Origin of the sequence: Promicromonospora sp. NPDC052451 (genome assembly GCF_044547525.1) — a bacterium.
GTDB lineage: Bacteria > Actinomycetota > Actinomycetes > Actinomycetales > Cellulomonadaceae > Promicromonospora.
The window spans coordinates 44,358-59,841 of the sequence record NZ_JBIUAP010000010.1; the positions used below are offsets into that span (position 1 = coordinate 44,358).

General features: G+C 74.6%; 15 protein-coding genes. 12 read left to right on the plus strand and 3 right to left on the minus strand.

The features are described from left to right. Positions 1-78 precede the first annotated feature (78 nt). From pdhA to ACIG47_RS17965, 4 genes are all read left to right on the plus strand, one after another. Positions 79-1,194 (plus strand): pyruvate dehydrogenase (acetyl-transferring) E1 component subunit alpha, encoded by a 1,116-nt coding sequence (pdhA, locus tag ACIG47_RS17950; protein WP_397432377.1) that lies wholly within the window; start codon positions 79-81, stop codon positions 1,192-1,194. Then, the gene (locus ACIG47_RS17955) at positions 1,191-2,189 is read left to right on the plus strand and encodes an alpha-ketoacid dehydrogenase subunit beta (RefSeq protein WP_397432378.1); all 999 of its coding nucleotides are present in this window, start codon (positions 1,191-1,193) and stop codon (positions 2,187-2,189) included. Before pdhA ends, ACIG47_RS17955 begins: the two co-directional genes overlap by 4 nt. After that, entirely contained in the window at positions 2,186-3,679 is a 1,494-nt protein-coding gene (locus tag ACIG47_RS17960; RefSeq protein WP_397432379.1) for a dihydrolipoamide acetyltransferase family protein, read from the plus strand. Before ACIG47_RS17955 ends, ACIG47_RS17960 begins: the two co-directional genes overlap by 4 nt. 163 nt (positions 3,680-3,842) lie before the next feature. Further along, positions 3,843-5,462, plus strand: a complete 1,620-nt coding sequence (locus ACIG47_RS17965) for a DUF222 domain-containing protein (protein ID WP_397432381.1) — start codon at positions 3,843-3,845, stop codon at positions 5,460-5,462. Between the two features lie 22 nt (positions 5,463-5,484). On the opposite strand, the gene ACIG47_RS17970 is transcribed toward ACIG47_RS17965, so the two are convergent. Both ACIG47_RS17970 and paaZ read right to left on the minus strand, forming a co-directional pair. Continuing rightward, complete coding sequence (locus ACIG47_RS17970; protein WP_397432382.1) at positions 5,485-6,216, minus strand: TetR/AcrR family transcriptional regulator; 732 nt, start codon at positions 6,214-6,216, stop codon at positions 5,485-5,487. A 101-nt stretch (positions 6,217-6,317) separates the two neighbouring features. Beyond that, positions 6,318-8,378 carry a phenylacetic acid degradation bifunctional protein PaaZ gene (gene paaZ / locus ACIG47_RS17975; RefSeq protein WP_397432384.1) on the minus strand — a complete coding sequence of 687 codons (2,061 nt, stop codon included), beginning with the start codon at positions 8,376-8,378 and terminating at the stop codon, positions 6,318-6,320. Positions 8,379-8,518: 140 nt separating this feature from the next. Here paaZ and paaA point away from each other — a divergent pair, with 140 nt between their 5' ends. The 8 genes from paaA (at position 8,519) to ACIG47_RS18015 (ending at position 14,972) form a co-directional block, all read left to right on the plus strand. Next, the gene (gene paaA / locus ACIG47_RS17980; protein WP_397432385.1) at positions 8,519-9,559 is read left to right on the plus strand and encodes a 1,2-phenylacetyl-CoA epoxidase subunit PaaA; all 1,041 of its coding nucleotides are present in this window, start codon (positions 8,519-8,521) and stop codon (positions 9,557-9,559) included. After that, positions 9,556-9,852, plus strand: a complete 297-nt coding sequence (gene paaB / locus ACIG47_RS17985; protein WP_397432386.1) for a 1,2-phenylacetyl-CoA epoxidase subunit PaaB — start codon at positions 9,556-9,558, stop codon at positions 9,850-9,852. Before paaA ends, paaB begins: the two co-directional genes overlap by 4 nt. Positions 9,853-9,878: 26 nt before the next feature. Continuing rightward, complete coding sequence (gene paaC, locus ACIG47_RS17990; RefSeq protein ID WP_397432387.1) at positions 9,879-10,814, plus strand: 1,2-phenylacetyl-CoA epoxidase subunit PaaC; 936 nt, start codon at positions 9,879-9,881, stop codon at positions 10,812-10,814. A 68-nt stretch (positions 10,815-10,882) separates the two neighbouring features. Then, on the plus strand, positions 10,883-11,425 hold the full coding sequence (gene paaD, locus ACIG47_RS17995; protein WP_397432536.1) for a 1,2-phenylacetyl-CoA epoxidase subunit PaaD: 543 nt from the start codon (positions 10,883-10,885) through the stop codon (positions 11,423-11,425). Position 11,426: 1 nt separating this feature from the next. Then, positions 11,427-12,512 (plus strand): 1,2-phenylacetyl-CoA epoxidase subunit PaaE, encoded by a 1,086-nt coding sequence (paaE, locus tag ACIG47_RS18000; protein WP_397432388.1) that lies wholly within the window; start codon positions 11,427-11,429, stop codon positions 12,510-12,512. Further along, positions 12,509-13,252 carry an enoyl-CoA hydratase/isomerase family protein gene (locus ACIG47_RS18005; protein ID WP_397432390.1) on the plus strand — a complete coding sequence of 248 codons (744 nt, stop codon included), beginning with the start codon at positions 12,509-12,511 and terminating at the stop codon, positions 13,250-13,252. Before paaE ends, ACIG47_RS18005 begins: the two co-directional genes overlap by 4 nt. Then, complete coding sequence (locus ACIG47_RS18010; RefSeq protein WP_397432391.1) at positions 13,249-14,151, plus strand: 3-hydroxyacyl-CoA dehydrogenase family protein; 903 nt, start codon at positions 13,249-13,251, stop codon at positions 14,149-14,151. The genes ACIG47_RS18005 and ACIG47_RS18010 overlap by 4 nt, the downstream gene beginning before the upstream one ends. Before the next feature lie 29 nt (positions 14,152-14,180). Next, positions 14,181-14,972: an enoyl-CoA hydratase/isomerase family protein gene (locus ACIG47_RS18015; RefSeq protein ID WP_397432392.1), complete on the plus strand. Its 792-nt coding sequence runs from the start codon at positions 14,181-14,183 to the stop codon at positions 14,970-14,972. 86 nt (positions 14,973-15,058) lie between these two features. Here ACIG47_RS18015 and ACIG47_RS18020 read toward each other — a convergent pair whose 3' ends face one another. Next, positions 15,059-15,208: a hypothetical protein gene (locus ACIG47_RS18020; RefSeq protein ID WP_397432394.1), complete on the minus strand. Its 150-nt coding sequence runs from the start codon at positions 15,206-15,208 to the stop codon at positions 15,059-15,061. Between the last annotated feature and the right edge of the window lie 276 nt (positions 15,209-15,484).

Consider the following 15,484-nt stretch of genomic DNA (forward strand, 5'->3'; position numbering starts at 1 on the left):
TACCGGCTGGACGCCGGACACTCTCTCGGATCTCCGCCGTTGGTAGATTCCAGATAGAGGCTTGACCAGTATATCTACATGACGAGTGACGTAGATCGCATGCTGCCGTCGACGGTGCCGGTCATGCTCATCGACCCGGACGGCCGGCCGACGTCGGCCGGGCCGCTGCCGCCCGCCGAGGACCTGCTACGCGGGTACGCGAGCATGGTCACCGCCCGCCGCTTCAACGAGCAGGCCTCGGCGCTCGTGCGCCAGGGGCGGCTGGCCGTCTACCCCTCCTCCTTCGGGCAGGAGGCCTGCCAGGTCGCCGCGGCCCAGGTGCTCACCGACGCCGACTGGCTCTTCCCCACCTACCGGGACACCGCGGCCGTCACCGTCCGCGGCGTCGACCCCGTCGAGGCGCTGGTGCTGCTCAAGGGGGACTGGCACTCGGGGTACGACCCGTACGAGCGCCACGTCGCCCCGCTCACGACGCCCCTGGCCACCCAGCTCCCGCACGCCGTGGGCGTGGCGCACGCCGCGCGGCTGCGCGGGGAGCCGACGGTCGTCCTGGCGCTGTGCGGCGACGGCGCGACCAGCGAGGGCGACTTCCACGAGGCGCTGAACTTCGCCGCGGTGTTCCGCGCCCCGGTCGTCTTCCTGGTGCAGAACAACCGGTACGCGATCTCGGTGCCGCTGTCCCGGCAGACGGCCGCGCCGTCGCTCGCGCACAAGGGCGTGGGCTACGGCGTGCCGGGCGAGCAGGTGGACGGCAACGACCTGGCCGCCCTCCTGGACGTGCTGTCCGGTGCGGTGGCGCGGGCGCGCTCCGGCGGCGGCCCGCAGCTCGTCGAGGCGCACACCTATCGCATGCAGGCCCACACCAACGCCGACGACGCGACGCGCTACCGCAGCGACGACGAGGTCGCCGGCTGGGTGGCCAGGGACCCGCTCACGAGGCTGGAGACCTACCTGCGTGCCCAGGGCGTGCTGGACGACGGTCGCGCCGCCGGGATCGCCGCGGACGCCGAGGAGGTCGCCCGCCGCACGCGGGACGGGATCAACCAGGACGTCGAGCCCGACCCCGAGGACCTGTTCCGCCACGTCTACTCCCGGCCCACCCCGCAGCTCGTCGAGCAGCTCGCGATGGTCCGGGACGAGCTGGCGCGCGACGAGCCCGCCGGCACCCCGGACCGGCAGGAGGCAGCCCGATGACCACCACGACCGTGGCGCCCGGGACGCTCAGCACGGCGCAGGCGATCAACCGCGCCCTGCACGACGCCCTGGCCGAGGACCCGTCGGTGCTCGTGCTCGGCGAGGACGTCGGCCCGCTCGGCGGCGTCTTCCGCGTGACCGACGGGCTCACCGCCGCGTTCGGCGAGGACCGGTGCTTCGACACCCCGCTGGCCGAGGCGGGGATCGCGGGGTTCGCCGTCGGCCTCGCGATGAACGGCATGCGCCCCGTGATCGAGATGCAGTTCGACGCGTTCGCCTACCCGGCCTTCGAGCAGGTCGTCAGCCACATCGCGAAGATGCGGAACCGGACCCGGGGCCGGGTCGAGCTGCCGCTCGTGATGCGGGTCCCGTACGCGGGCGGCATCGGCGGCGTCGAGCACCACTGCGACTCCTCGGAGGCCTACTACGCGCACACGCCAGGGCTGCACGTGGTCGCGCCGTCGACCCCGGGCGACGCCTACGCGCTGCTGCGCGAGGCGATCGCCTCGCGCGACCCGGTGGTCTTCCTCGAACCGAAGAAGCTCTACTGGGCCAAGGGCGAGGTGGGCGGGGAGCACGTGCCGGGCATCGGCACGGCGGTGGTGCGGCGCGCGGGCACGGACGCCACGCTCATCGCCTACGGGCCGGCGGTCCCCGTCGCGCTCGCGGCCGCCGAGGCGGCCGCGCAGGACGGCCGCAGCCTCCAGGTCGTCGACCTGCGCTCCCTCGTCCCGTACGACGACGCGACCGTGTGCGCCGCCGTGGAGTCGACCGGGCGTGCGGTCGTCGTCGCCGAGGCCGCCGGGTTCGCCGGGTTCGCCGCCGAGGTGGCCGCCCGGGTGAGCGAGCGCTGCTTCCACTCGCTGGCCGCGCCGGTGCGCCGCGTCACCGGTCTGGACATCCCATTCCCGCCGCCGAAGCTGGAGCACCTCCAGCTCCCGTCGGTCGACCGGGTCCTGGACGCCGTGGACGACCTCCAGTGGGAGGACGCATGACCACCGCCGCGACGGAGCAGACGTTCCTGCTGCCCGACCTCGGCGAGGGGCTGACCGAGGCGTCGGTGGTGCAGTGGCTCGTGGCCGAGGGCGACGACGTCGCCGTCGACCAGCCCGTGGCCGAGGTCGAGACCGCGAAGTCTGTGGTCGAGGTGCCCAGCCCGTACGCCGGCCGGGTGGGCCGGCTGCACGCCGCGGAGGGCGAGACGGTGGACGTGGGGCGGCCGCTGATCACGATCGTGGCGGGCGGCGGGTCCGGGGCCCGGGCAGGGGCGGCCGGCGAGCGGGAGGGGGAGGCGTACCGCGAGGAGGAGCGGGCCGGGTCCGGCAACGTGCTCATCGGGTACGGCACCTCGGTCCCCGCCGGGCCGGGGCGGCGGCGCCGTCCGCGCGGTGCTGCGCCGTCCGTCGCCGAGCGCCCCGTGAAGGTGATCTCGCCGATCGTCCGGCGCCTCGCCCGGGAGGCGGGCCTGGACCTGAGGAGCGTCCGGCCCACGGGGGCGGGCGGTGTGGTCACCCGGTCCGACGTGCGCGCCGCGGTCGCCGGTGCGCAGCCGGCGTCTGCTGTGGCCTCGGGTGTGGCCGCGGGCGCGACCACGGGCAGTGCGGTCGTGGTGGGTGCGGGTGCGGCCTCGGGTGTGGTCGGTGTCGGTGTCGGTGTCGGTGTCGGTGTCGGTGTCGGTGTCGGTGCGGGTGGGGGTGCGGGTGCCGGTGTCGGTGCGGGTGCGGGTGCGGATGCGAGTGGGGGCACGGGTCTGGTCGGTGCGAGTGTGAGTGCGAGCGCGGGTGCGGGCACGCGTGGCGCGCGGCGGGTCCCGCTCAGCGGGTTCCAGAAGGCGGCGTCGGCGGTGCTGTCGCGCAGCCGGGCGGAGATCCCGGAGGCGACCGTCTGGGTCGACGTCGACGCCACCGCGCTCTGCGAGCTGCGCGAGGCTGCCCGCACGCCCGACGACCCGGGGCCGGGGCTGCTCGCCTACCTCGCGCGGTTCGTCGTCGCCGGGCTCCAGGAGTACCCCGTGCTCAACGCGCGGCTCGACGTCGAACGCGCCGAGCTGGTGGTCCCGGACACGGTCAACCTCGGTATCGCCGTCCAGGGTGAGCACGGGCTCGTGGCCCCGGCGGTGCTCGGCGCCGACCGGATGACGACCGCCGGGCTGGATGCGGCCGTCCGCGACCTGGTGGAACGTGCCCGCGCGGGGCGGGCGACGGCCGAGGAGCTGACGGCCGGCACGTTCACGCTGAACAACTACGGGAGTCTCGGCGTCGACGGCAGCGCGGCGATCATCAACCACCCCCAGGTGGCGATCCTCGGCTTCGGGCGGGTCATGGACCGGCCGTGGGTGGTCGACGGGCAGGTCGTGCCGCGCAAGATCACCCAGATGTCCTTCGTCTTCGACCACCGCGTGTGCGACGGCGCGACGGCGGCGGGCTTCATGCGATCCGTCGCCGGGGCGATCGAGAACCCGGTGCCGGCGATCGTGCGGCTCTGAGAGCGGGCCCGGCGGCGTCTCCGACGGGACGAGGGAGGTTGTCCACAGATCCTCCGATGCCCGAGCGGATCGTACGAACGTTCCATAGGATGGTGTGTGTAGGAGGGTATGGAGGCGGAACGGTGGGGTGGGGTGACGGTCCATGGGGCAGGCGGCGAACGGCATGGCTTCTGGTGACCTGCCGCCCGTGCGGTCGATCGAGGAGGCGCTGACCCGGATCGAGGCGGTGATGGATGACCTGGCCGAGCTGGTCGGCCCGGACCACCTGGACGGGTGGAACGCTCCGGGCGTCGCCCGGCTGGTGGAGGCGCACGCCCGGATCCGTCGCGCGGCGGGCCGCCTGGACGGTGTGCGGTACACCCTGTTGCCGCGGATCGAGGACGAGGGGTCGTGGCGCTCCGGCGGGACGGCCCGGACGTTCACGTCCTGGTTGCGGGTGCGGGAGGGAGTCTCCGCGTCCACGGCGCGCAAGGACGTGACGATGGCGCGCCGGCTGGCGACCGCGCTGCCTGCGACGCGTGAGCGGCTGGTCGCCGGGACCCTGGGGGCCGACCATGCCCGGGTGATGGCCGAGGTCGCACCGACGAGCGAGTCCCGCACGGACGCGCTCGGCTGGCTGGTCGACACCCGGACCGGCCGGACCACGACACCCGAGCAGTTCGTGCAGACGGTGCCCGTGGACTTCCCTGACCCGGCCCAGGACTCGGACGGGACCCGGACCCGTGACCTGGTCACGGCGGTGCTGGAGCGCGCGGTCGCGGAGGGGACGCTGGTGACCGGCGAGGGGCTGGTGCTCCGGGAGGCGGCAGCGCTCAACGCTGACCAGTTCCGGGTCGTGGCGCGCCGGTTCGCCACGGTGACGGACCCGGACGCCGACGACGCCGATGACGACAAGGCGGCGCAGGGCGAGTTCCTGGACCTGTCCAAGACCTTCGGCGGGTACCACGTGGCGGGGTTCCTGACGGACGAGCACGGCCTGCTCGTCTCGACCGTGGTGAACGCGATGATCGGGGCGCCCGCCGCGGAGGACTCTCGTACGCCCTCGCAGCGGCGTGCGCAGGGGCTGGCGGACGCGGCTCGACTCGTGCTGGACGCCGACCAGGCGTCGCCCGGGGCCGCGATCCCACCGCACCTGAACGTCACGGTCTCCTGGACCGAGCTGCTCACCCAGGTCGGCCGGACCCGTGACGGGCTGTGCCTGACCTGCGGGCAGGGCATCCCCGCACGCGGAACCCGAGCAGGCACGATGCCGACCGTGCCCGGGCTGCTGTCGGCGGGCGGTGCGGTGTTCACCGAGACCGGCGGTCGTGCGCCACGGGCGCTGCTGCGGCGGCTGGCCTGCGACAGCGCGATCACCAGGATCGTGTTCGGGCCGGACGGGGCGGTGCTGGACGTCGGGCGTGCCCGGCGCACCGTGACCGGGCAGATGCGGCGCGCCGTCATCGCCAGGGACCGGCACTGCGTGTATCCGGGATGCGATCAACCGCCGTCGCGGTGCGAGGTCCACCATGCGGTGCGGCACTGGGCAGACGGCGGCGACACCGCCGTGGCCAACAGCGCCTTGCTGTGCTGGTTCCACCATCAGCTCGTCGACGCGCGGGGCATCACGATGCACTGGACGGGCAGACCCGCTGCGGATGCCGGAACAGGAGGCCTGGTCGAGACCGGATGGGACTTCGTCGACGCCCGCGGGCACCGCATCCGTCTGCCCGAAGCGGTCGAAGCCTTCCCACCACCGCGGGCCGACTCGACAGCCGACCCGCCGACCGCGGAAGCCGCGTGATCGACGGGTGACGGCGGGCCGGTCACGGAAGCCTGCTCGATGTGCTGCTGCTCGATGTGCCGCTGCGTGGTGTGGTGTCGTGGGATGCCTCGTCGTGGGGTGCCTCGTCGTGCGGTGCCTCGTCGTGCAGGCGCGGCCCGAGGCCGTCGAAGAGCACGCTGGAGACCGTGGCGGCGAGGGCGCTCGCGGGCAGCGGGCCGTCGGGGCGGTACCAGTCGACGAGGGAGTTGACCGTGCCGAAGACGAGCCGGCTGATCACCTCGGGTTCGACGTCGGCGCGCAGGTCGCCCTCGGCGGCTGCCTGCCGGACGAGCGCGGCGAGGCGCTCGTCGATGTGCCGGCGCCGCGCGATCGCCGACCGCTCCAGGTCGCTGTTGCCCCGCACGCGCAGCAGCAGCGTCACGGCAGGCAGGTGGTCGGCGAGGATGCGGACGGCCGCCTCGACGGTGGCCCGCAGGCGTACGGAGCTGCGTTCGCCGTCGGTCGCGGTCGCTGCTGCCTCGACGGCGGCGGCGAGCTCCTCCAGGGCCTCGTCCAGTGCCGCCGCGAGCAGCGCCTCCTTGCTCGCGTAGTGGTGGTACACGGCCGACTTGGTGACGCCGAGCTCGGCGGCCAGGTCGCTGATCGAGGTGGCGTCGTACCCGCGCTGGTTGAAGAGCTCGATCGCCGTGCGCAGCACCGTCGCCCGGTCGTGGCCCGGGCGTCCCCGCGGGCGGCGGGCGGGGGCGTCCGTCGGCGTGGCGTCCGTGGTCATCGGGTCATCGTCCCAGACGGAGCGGATCGTCGGCCCGGCGTCCCTGTCCCCGCCACACCCACGTGGGGAGGAACGGCGGGACGGCCGGGCGAACGGTCCGATCAGGCGCCGGTCGTGTCCTGGCCGGTCGTGTTCTTGCCGGTCTTCGCGACGAGCGTCAGCACGTCGTACGCCGCGACCTGCTCGCCGTCCTGGTTGGTCACGTCGGCCTCCCAGCGCACCTCGCCGTAGTCGGCCGACGTGCGGGGGGTGATCTGCTTGACCGTGAGGGCCACCCGGATGGTGTCGCCCACGTGCACCGGCGTGAGGAAGCGCAGGTTGTCGACGCCGAAGTTGGCCAGCACCGGCCCCGGGGCCGGGTCCACGAAGAGACCCGCGGCCAGCGACACCACGAGGTAGCCGTGCGCGACGATGCCGCCGAAGAAGGGGTTCGCGGCGGCGGCCGCGGGGTCGGTGTGCGCGTAGAAGGTGTCGCCCGTGAACTCCGCGAAGTGGTCGATGTCGTCCTGCGTGACCGTCCGGGTCGCCGTCTCGATCGTGTCGCCGACGCGCAGCTCGGCCAGCGACTTGCGGAACGGGTGCACGCTGCCGACCACCCGCCGGGAGCCGGTGGTCCAGCGGCCGGTGGCCGCGGTGAGCATGTCGGGGGAGCCCTGCACGGCCGTGCGCTGCATGTGGTGCAGCACGCCGCGCACCCCGCCCAGCTCCTCGCCGCCGCCGGCGCGTCCGGGGCCGCCGTGCACGAGCATCGGCAGCGGGCTGCCGTGGCCGGTCGACTCGGCGGCGTCGTCCCGGTCCAGGAGCAGCAGGCGGCCGTGCCAGGGCGCGAGCCCGCGGGTCACGTCCCGGGCCACCTGCGGGTCGTGCGTGACCAGCGACGCCACCAGGCTGCCCCGGCCGCGCGCCGCCAGGGCCACCGCCTCGTCCACCGAGCCGTAGGTGAGCACCGTGGCCACCGGGCCGAAGGGCTCCACCTCGTGGGGCTCGGCCGCGCCCGGCCGGGCGCGCAGCAGGACGGGGGAGAGGAACGCGCCGCGCTCGGCGTCGGCGCCCACCACCTCGACGTGGTCGGGGTCGCCGTGCACGATGTCGGCGGAGGTGCGCAGCGCCTCGATCGCCTTGCGCACCTCGTCGCGCTGCCGGAGGCTGGCCAGGGCGCCCATCCGGACGCCGTCGTCGGCCGGGTTGCCGACCGTGATCCGGGCCAGGCGGGCGCTGATCGCGCCGATCACGGCGTCCGCCATCGCCTCCGGGACCAGGACGCGCCGGATCGCCGTGCACTTCTGGCCCGCCTTGACGGTCATCTCGGTGACGACGCCCTTGACGAACAGGTCGAGCTCCGGGTCCTCCGGGCGCACGTCCGGCCCCAGGATCGAGCAGTTCAGCGAGTCGGCCTCGACGCCGAGGCGGACCCCGCGGTGCAGCACCGACGGGTGCGAACGCAGGATCTCGGCGGTGTGCGCCGAGCCGGTGAAGGCCACCGAGTCCTGCTCGCCGAGCTCGTCCAGCAGCGTGCCGGCGCTGCCGCAGACGAGCTGGAGGCTGCCCTCGGGCAGGATCCCGGAGGCGATGATGTGCCGCACCACCGCGGCGGTGAGGTACGCCGTCTGGCTGCCCGGCTTGACGATGCCGGGCAGGCCCGCGAGGAACGCGGGCGCGAGCTTCTCGAGCATGCCCCAGACGGGAAAGTTGAAGGCGTTGATCTGCACCGCGACCCCGGGTCGGGAGGTGTACAGATGCTGGCCCACGAAGGTGCCGCCCTTGCCGAGGGGTTCGAGGGCGCCGTCCAGCACGACGGTGTCGTCCGGGAGCTCCCGCTTGCCCTTGCTCGCGTAGCTGAACAGGGTGCCGATGCCGCCGTCGATGTCGACCGCGGAGTCACGCCGGGTGGCGCCCGTGCGCAGCGACAGGGCGTAGAACTCGTCCCTGGCCCCGCCCAGGTGCAGCGCGAGCTCCTTGAGCAGGGTCGCCCGCTCGTGGAACGTGAGCCGGGCCACGGCCGGGCCGCCCACCTCACGGGCGTGCGCGACCACGGCGGCGAAGTCGATCCCGTGGCTCGACACCCGCGTGATCTCCTCGCCGGTCACCGCGTCGAGGACGGGTTCGCCGTCGTCCGTGCCGGCCTGCCAGCGCCCCGCGACGTAGCTCTCCAGTGTGCTCACTCTGCGCTCCTTTGCGATCGGTGTGCCCAGGCCGTTGTGCAACCCCTCGTGGCTGTGCCAATCTATTACAGAACGTTCGGTCAGTAAATAGGTTCAGAAGTGCGTCCAGCGGACGGGCGACGTCGCCCACGGAGGTGGTCATGCCGGCAGACACCGAGCCCGATGCCCTGCCCGACGCCCTGCCCGAGACCCTGCTCGAAGCGCGGTTCGAGGCCACGATCGCCCGCAAGGACCGCATCGAGCCGCGCGACTGGATGCCCGAGGCCTACCGCAGGACCCTGGTGCGCCAGGTCGCGCAGCACGCCCACTCCGAGATCATCGGCATGCAGCCGGAGGGGGCCTGGATCGGCCGCGCGCCGTCGCTGCGGCGCAAGGCGATCCTGCTCGCCAAGGTTCAGGACGAGGCGGGCCACGGCCTCTACCTCTACTCGGCCGCGGAGACCCTCGGCGTCTCGCGGCAGGAGCTCACCGAGATGCTGATCAGCGGCCGGCAGAAGTACTCCTCGATCTTCAACTACCCCACGCTCTCGTACGCCGACACGGGCACCATCGGCTGGCTGGTCGACGGCGCCGCCATCTGCAACCAGGTGCCCCTGTGCCGCACCTCTTTCGGCCCCTACGGCCGGGCCATGATCCGCATCTGCAAGGAGGAGTCCTTCCACCAGCGGCAGGGCTTCGAGCTGCTGGCGACGATGATGCGCGGCACCGACGAGCAGCGAGCCATGGTCCAGGAGTCCGTGGACCGGTTCTGGTGGCCGTCGCTGATGATGTTCGGCCCGCCGGACGACGCGTCGCCCAACACGGCACGCTCCATGGCCTGGGGGGTCAAGACGCACACCAACGACGAGCTGCGCCAGCGCTTCGTCGACATGACCGTGCCCCAGGCCGACGCGCTGGGCGTCACCCTGCCCGACCCGGAGCTCGCCTGGAACGAGGAGCGCGGGTCCTACGACTTCGGGCAGCCCGACTGGGACGAGCTCTGGGCCGTCGTCGCGGGGAACGGCCCCTGCAACGCCCAGCGCGTGGCGCACCGCGCGCAGGCCTGGGACGACGGCGCCTGGGTCCGCGAGGCGGCGCTCGCGTTCGCGAACCGTCACGACCACGGGGACGGCGGCAGCCACGGGGATGACGGCAGCCACGAGGGCCACGAGGACCACGAGGGCGACGAGGAGGTGGCATGACCGGCCAGGTCAGCGGCGAGTGGCCGCTCTACGAGGTGTTCGTCCGCGGCAAGCGGGGCCTCAACCACGTGCACGTCGGGTCGCTGCACGCACCCGACGACCAGATGGCCCTGCGGCACGCCCGTGACGTCTACACGCGGCGCAACGAGGGCGTCAGCATCTGGGTGGTCCGGTCGTCCGCGATCACGGCCTCCAGCCCGGACGAGAAGGACCCGCTCTTCGCGCCCAGCGGGGACAAGGTCTACCGGCACCCCACGTTCTACGACATCCCCGCCGACGTCCCGCACATGTAGGACGTCCCGCACCTGGAGGAGGCCGCATGCCCGACGTCCGCACCCATGAGCCCGGCGAGCACGACAGCGCCTACGCGGGCCTGCTCGTCAACGACGACCGCTGGGCCTTCGGGACCGACTTCGAGGACCCGCTGGCCGGCGTCGAGGCCACCGTGCCCGACGGCGTGGACCCCGCCGCGCTGGCGACCTACTGCCTGATGCTCGGCGACGACGCGCTCGTGCTCTCCCAGCGGCTCACCGAGTGGTGCAGCCGTGCCCCCGACCTGGAGGAGGACATCGCGCTGTCGAACATCGCCCTCGACCTGCTCGGTCAGGCGCGGCTGCTGCTCGCCCGGGCGGCCGCCGCCGACCCCGCCCAGGTGCCCGCCCTGCCGGACGGCTCACCCGTGCCCGACGAGGACCGGCTCGCCTTCTTCCGCGACGGCCTCCGGTTCCGCAACGTGCGCCTCGCGGAGGTGCCGAACGGCGACTTCGGGCACACCGTCGCCCGGATCCTGCTGTTCTCGGCCTGGCGGCTGGCCCTGTTCGAGGAGCTGTGCCGCAGCCGGGATGCCGTGCTCGCCGCCGTGGCCGCCAAGGGCGTCAAGGAGCTCACCTACCACCGGGACTTCGCCGCCCGCTGGTTCCTGACCCTGGCCCGAGGCACCGCCGAGTCCCGCCGGCGGCTGCTCGCCGGGCTCGACGCGCTCTGGCCGTACCGGGCCGAGCTGTTCGCGACGCACGACGTCGAGCGCGCGGTCGCGCGGGCCGGCGTCGGCGTCGACCCGGCGGGCCTCACCGCGCGCGTCGACGCGGTGCTCAGCCAGGTGCTGGCCGCCAGCGGCGTCGACCGGCCCGACGTGCCCGCGCTCGCGGGCGTGCTCGGTCGGACGGGCCGCGACGGCCGGCACACCGAGGCGCTCAGCCTGCTGCTCGCCGAGATGCAGTCGGTCGCCCGCGCGCACCCCGGAGGCCGGTGGTGACCGCCGCACCCGCGCGGCAGCGGCTGGCCGCCCCGCACCCGCCGGGGACCCTGCCGGTGGACCAGCCGGTGCACGGTCCGGCGCACAATCCGGCGCACAATCCGGCAGACCCCGGCGCGCTGACCCGCGCCCGCGCGGTCGCCGCCGCCGTCGTGGACCCGGAGCTGCCGATGCTCACCCTGCACGACCTCGGCGTCCTGCGGGACGTCGCGCTCGGTGACGACGGCGCCGTCGTCGCCGCGATCACCCCCACCTACTCGGGCTGCCCCGCCATGGCGACCATGCGCGACGACCTCCTGCACGAGCTGCACGCCGCGGGATTCGCCGACGCGCGGGTACGCGTCGTCCTCGAACCCGCCTGGACCACCGACTGGATCACCCCGGCCGGCCGGGCGGCGCTCGCGGACGCCGGGATCTCCCCGCCGGGCCGCGCACCCCGGCACGCCGGGCCGGTGCCGCTGCGCCTGGGCCCGCCTCGCCGCGCGGTGCGCTGCCCGCGCTGCGGGGCGGACGACGTCGAGGTCACGTCCGAGTTCGGCGCCACGGCGTGCCGGGCCCTGTACCGCTGCGGGTCGTGCCTGGAGCCGTTCGACCACGTGAAGGAGATCTGACGTGACCGCCACCCTGAGCCGCGCCGCCGCCGGGCGCACGGCCTTCCACACGCTCACCGTGCGCGACGTCGAACGGCTCACCGACGACGCGGCCGCCGTGACGTTCGACCTGCCCGCCGGCCTGCGGCACGTGTTCGACTTCGCCGCCGGCCAGTCCCTGACGCTGCGCCGGGTGGTCGACGGCGTCGAGCACCGCCGCACCTACTCGATCTGCGCGCCCGTCGGCAGCCCGCCGCGGATCGGCGTCCGCGAGGTGCCCGACGGGCTGTTCTCGGCCTGGCTCGTGCACGACGTGCGGCCCGGGGACCGGGTGGAGGTGCAGGCGCCGAGCGGCAGGTTCCGGGCCGACCCGGCGGCGGGCGGGCGGCACCTGTGCATCGCGGCGGGCTCGGGCATCACGCCGGTGCTCTCGATCGCGGCCACGCTGCTGCGCAACCCGGACGCCCGCGTGACCCTGCTCTACGGCAACCGCACGACCGCCTCGGTGATGTTCGCCGAGGAGCTGGCGGACCTCAAGGACGCCCACCACGACCGGCTCGACCTGGTCCACGTGCTGTCCCGGGAGCCGCGGGACGTCGACCTGTTCTCGGGCAGGCTCGACGCCGACCGCCTGCGTGCCCTGCTCACCCTCGTGGTGCCGGTCGGCGACGTGGACCACGTGTGGCTCTGCGGGCCGCTCGGCATGCAGGACGGGGCCCGGGCGGTGCTGGCCGAGCTCGGCGTCCCGGCCGACCGGGTGCACGTCGAGCTGTTCTGGGTCGACGAGCCGCCGCCGCAGCTACGGCACGCCGACCGCGTGGCCGACGGCGCCACGAGCCAGGTGACCGTGGTGCTCGACGGCCGGTCCACGACCAGCGCGATGCCGCGGGACACCCGGCTCCTCGACGCCGCGCAGGAGGTCCGTGCCGACCTGCCGTTCGCGTGCAAGGGCGGGGTCTGTGGCACCTGCCGGGCGCGCGTGCGCGAGGGCGAGGTGGACATGGTGCGCAACTACGCGCTGGAGGAGTCCGAGGTGGCTGCCGGGTTCGTGCTCACCTGCCAGTCGTTCCCCGTGAGCGACGAGGTCGTCGTGGACTTCGACGCATGAGCGCGCCCCTGCTGGTCGAGGAGCACGACGACCGGGTGGTGCTGCGCCTGAACCGGCCCGAGGTCCGCAACGCCATCGACCGCGCCACGGTCGAGGCCCTGCACGCCGCCTGCGCCCTGCTGGAGGCCACGCCGCGGGTGGCGCTCGTGGTGGGCTCCGGCGGCACCTTCGCCGCGGGCGCCGACATCGCGGAGCTGCGCGAACGACGCCGGGAGGATGCCCTGGCGGGGATCAACTCCGGGGTCTTCGAGCGGGTCCGCCGGCTGCCGATGCCCGTGGTCGCCCTCGTCGACGGGTACGCCCTCGGCGGCGGCGCGGAGCTCGCCTACGCGTGCGACTTCCGGATCGGCACCCCGGCGACCAGGATCGGCAACCCCGAGCCGGGCCTCGGCATCCTCGCCGCCGCCGGGGCGGCCTGGCGGCTCGCGGAGCTCGTCGGGGAGCCGCTCGCCAAGGAGGTGCTGCTGGCAGGGCGCGTGCTCGATGCGCAGGAGGCCCTCGCCGTCCGGCTCCTCAATGAGGTGGTGGACGCCGACGACCTGGAACCGGCCGGGCACCGGCTCGCCGACCGGATCACCGCGCAGGCACCGCTCGCCGTGCGGCTGACCAAGTCCGTGCTGGACGCGCCCCGCGCCGCCCACCCCCTGATCGACGACGTCGCCCAGGCGGTGCTGTTCGAGACCCAGGACAAGGCGGACCGGATGACGGCGTTCCTCGACCGGCGCAGGGGGCGGCCATGACCGGGGTCCCGGAGGGAGCGGCGCCCGGTCCGGCGGCTGCGGCCGCGCCGTCTGCTCCGCAGCCTGCCTCGGTGGTGGCCGTCCCGGACGCCGTCGGCGTGTACGGCGGCGGGCGCATGGGCGGCGGCATCGCCCATGCGTTCGCGGTGGCGGGCGCCACCGTGACCGTCGTCGAGAGCGACGACGCCGCGGCGCGGTCGGCGCGCGAGCGCATCGAGCGGAGCCTCGCCCGGGCGGTCGCCGAGGGCGCGACGGTCGCGGGCGGGTTCGGCGTCGTGGTGGACGACGCCGCACTGGCCGGCTGCGCGCTGGTGGTCGAGGCCGTGCCCGAGGTGGCCGGCCTCAAGCGTGACGTGCTGGCGCGGGCGGCCGCGGCGGCCCCCGGCGCGGCGTTCGCCACCAACACGAGCTCGCTGTCGATCGATGCGCTGGCCGACGCCCTGCCGGACCCCTCCCGCCTGGTGGGCCTGCACTTCTTCAACCCCGTCCCGGTCAGCTCCCTGGTCGAGGTGGTGGTCGGACGGCGCACCGCGCCCGGCCTCGTCGCCCGGGCCCGGGACTGGGTCGCGGGCCTGGGCCGGACGGCGATCACCGTCCAGGACTCACCGGGCTTCGCGAGCAGCCGGCTCGGGGTGGCGCTCGCCCTGGAGGCGATGCGCATGCTGGAGGAGGGCGTGGCCGACGCCGCCGACATCGACACCGCGATGACCCTGGGCTACCGGCACCCGGTGGGTCCGCTGCGCACCACCGACCTCGTGGGGCTCGACGTGCGGCTGCACATCGCCGAGCACCTCGAACGCGAGCTGGGGCCCCGGTTCGCGCCGCCCCGGGTGCTCCGCGACAAGGTCGCCGCGGGGGAGCTGGGCCGCAAGACCGGGCAGGGGTTCTACCCGTGGTGACACCCGGCACCGATCGTGAAGGAGGAACGATGAGCGACGCTCCCGTCGTCGTCGACCGCGTGGACGCGGTGGCGACGATCACGCTGGACGACCCCGCGCACCGCAACGCCCTGACCGTCGCGGCCAAGGAGGCCCTGCGCGCCGCCGTCGCGGACGTCGCCGCCGACGACGCGGTGCGCGCCGTCGTGCTCGCCGGGACCACGCGGGCGTTCTGCCTGGGCCAGGACCTGGGCGAGCACGCCGCTGCCCTGGCCGACGGGGCGGAGGCGGCCTTCTCCACGGTCCGCGAGCACTACTCGCCCGTCGTGCGCGACCTGCTGACCATGCCCAAGCCGGTGCTGGCCGCCGTGGCCGGAACCTGCGCGGGGGCCGGACTGGGCCTCGCGCTCGCGTGCGACCACCGGGTCTTCGCGACCGGCGTGCGGCTGGCGACCGCGTTCACGGGGATCGGGCTGACCTTCGACACCGGCCTGTCGGTCACGCTGCCGCGCGCCGTCGGGGACGCCCGGGCCAAGGAGCTCGTCCTGTTCGGCCGCACGTTCACCGCCGAGGAGGCCGTCGCCTGGGGTATCGCCGGCGAGATCGTCGAGCCGGACGAGGTGCTGCCCCGGGCCACCGCGCTGGCCCGGCAGCTCGCCGAAGGACCGACCACGGCGTTCGCGCAGACCAAGCGCCTGCTCGCCCGGGCCCCGGGCCTGAGCCTGGACGACGCCCTCGCGGCCGAGGCGGTGGCCCAGACCCGGTGCGGCGCCACGTCCGACCACACGGGTGCGGTCGCATCGTTCCTGACCCGCGAGCCCCCCACCTTCACGGGCCGCTGACCCTCTCGCGGCGCCCGCCCGACGCCCTCCCTGCCTGGCCGAACGTAGGGATGGTCGGCCCATGGGCCCTCATCGACCGACGATCCCTACGTTCGGCGGGGGCTGGAGGGTGCCGGGCCGACGCCGGTCATCGCCGGGCCGACGCCGGTCATCGCCGGGCCGACGCCGGTCATCGCCGGGCCGTCGCCGGTCATCGCCGGGCCGTCGCCGGTCATCGCCGGGCCGTCGCCGGTCATCGCCGGGCCGTCGCCGGGCCGTCGCCGGCCGTCGTCGGCCGTCGCCGACCGTTGCCGACCGGCGTCGGGCCGGCGTCGTGGAGTGTTGAGTGCGGGAGTAGGTGCGTTCTGAGCGCCCGGAGTGCTACCAGGTCCGCGTTCGCCGCCGGCGGCTGGGTGAGGCCGGTGGGTGGGGCCCGTCGGTGAGGCCCGTCGGTGAGGCCGGTGGGTGAGGCCGGTGGGTGAGGCCGGTGGGTGAGGCCCGTCGGTGAGGCCCGTGGGTGGGGCCGGTGGGCC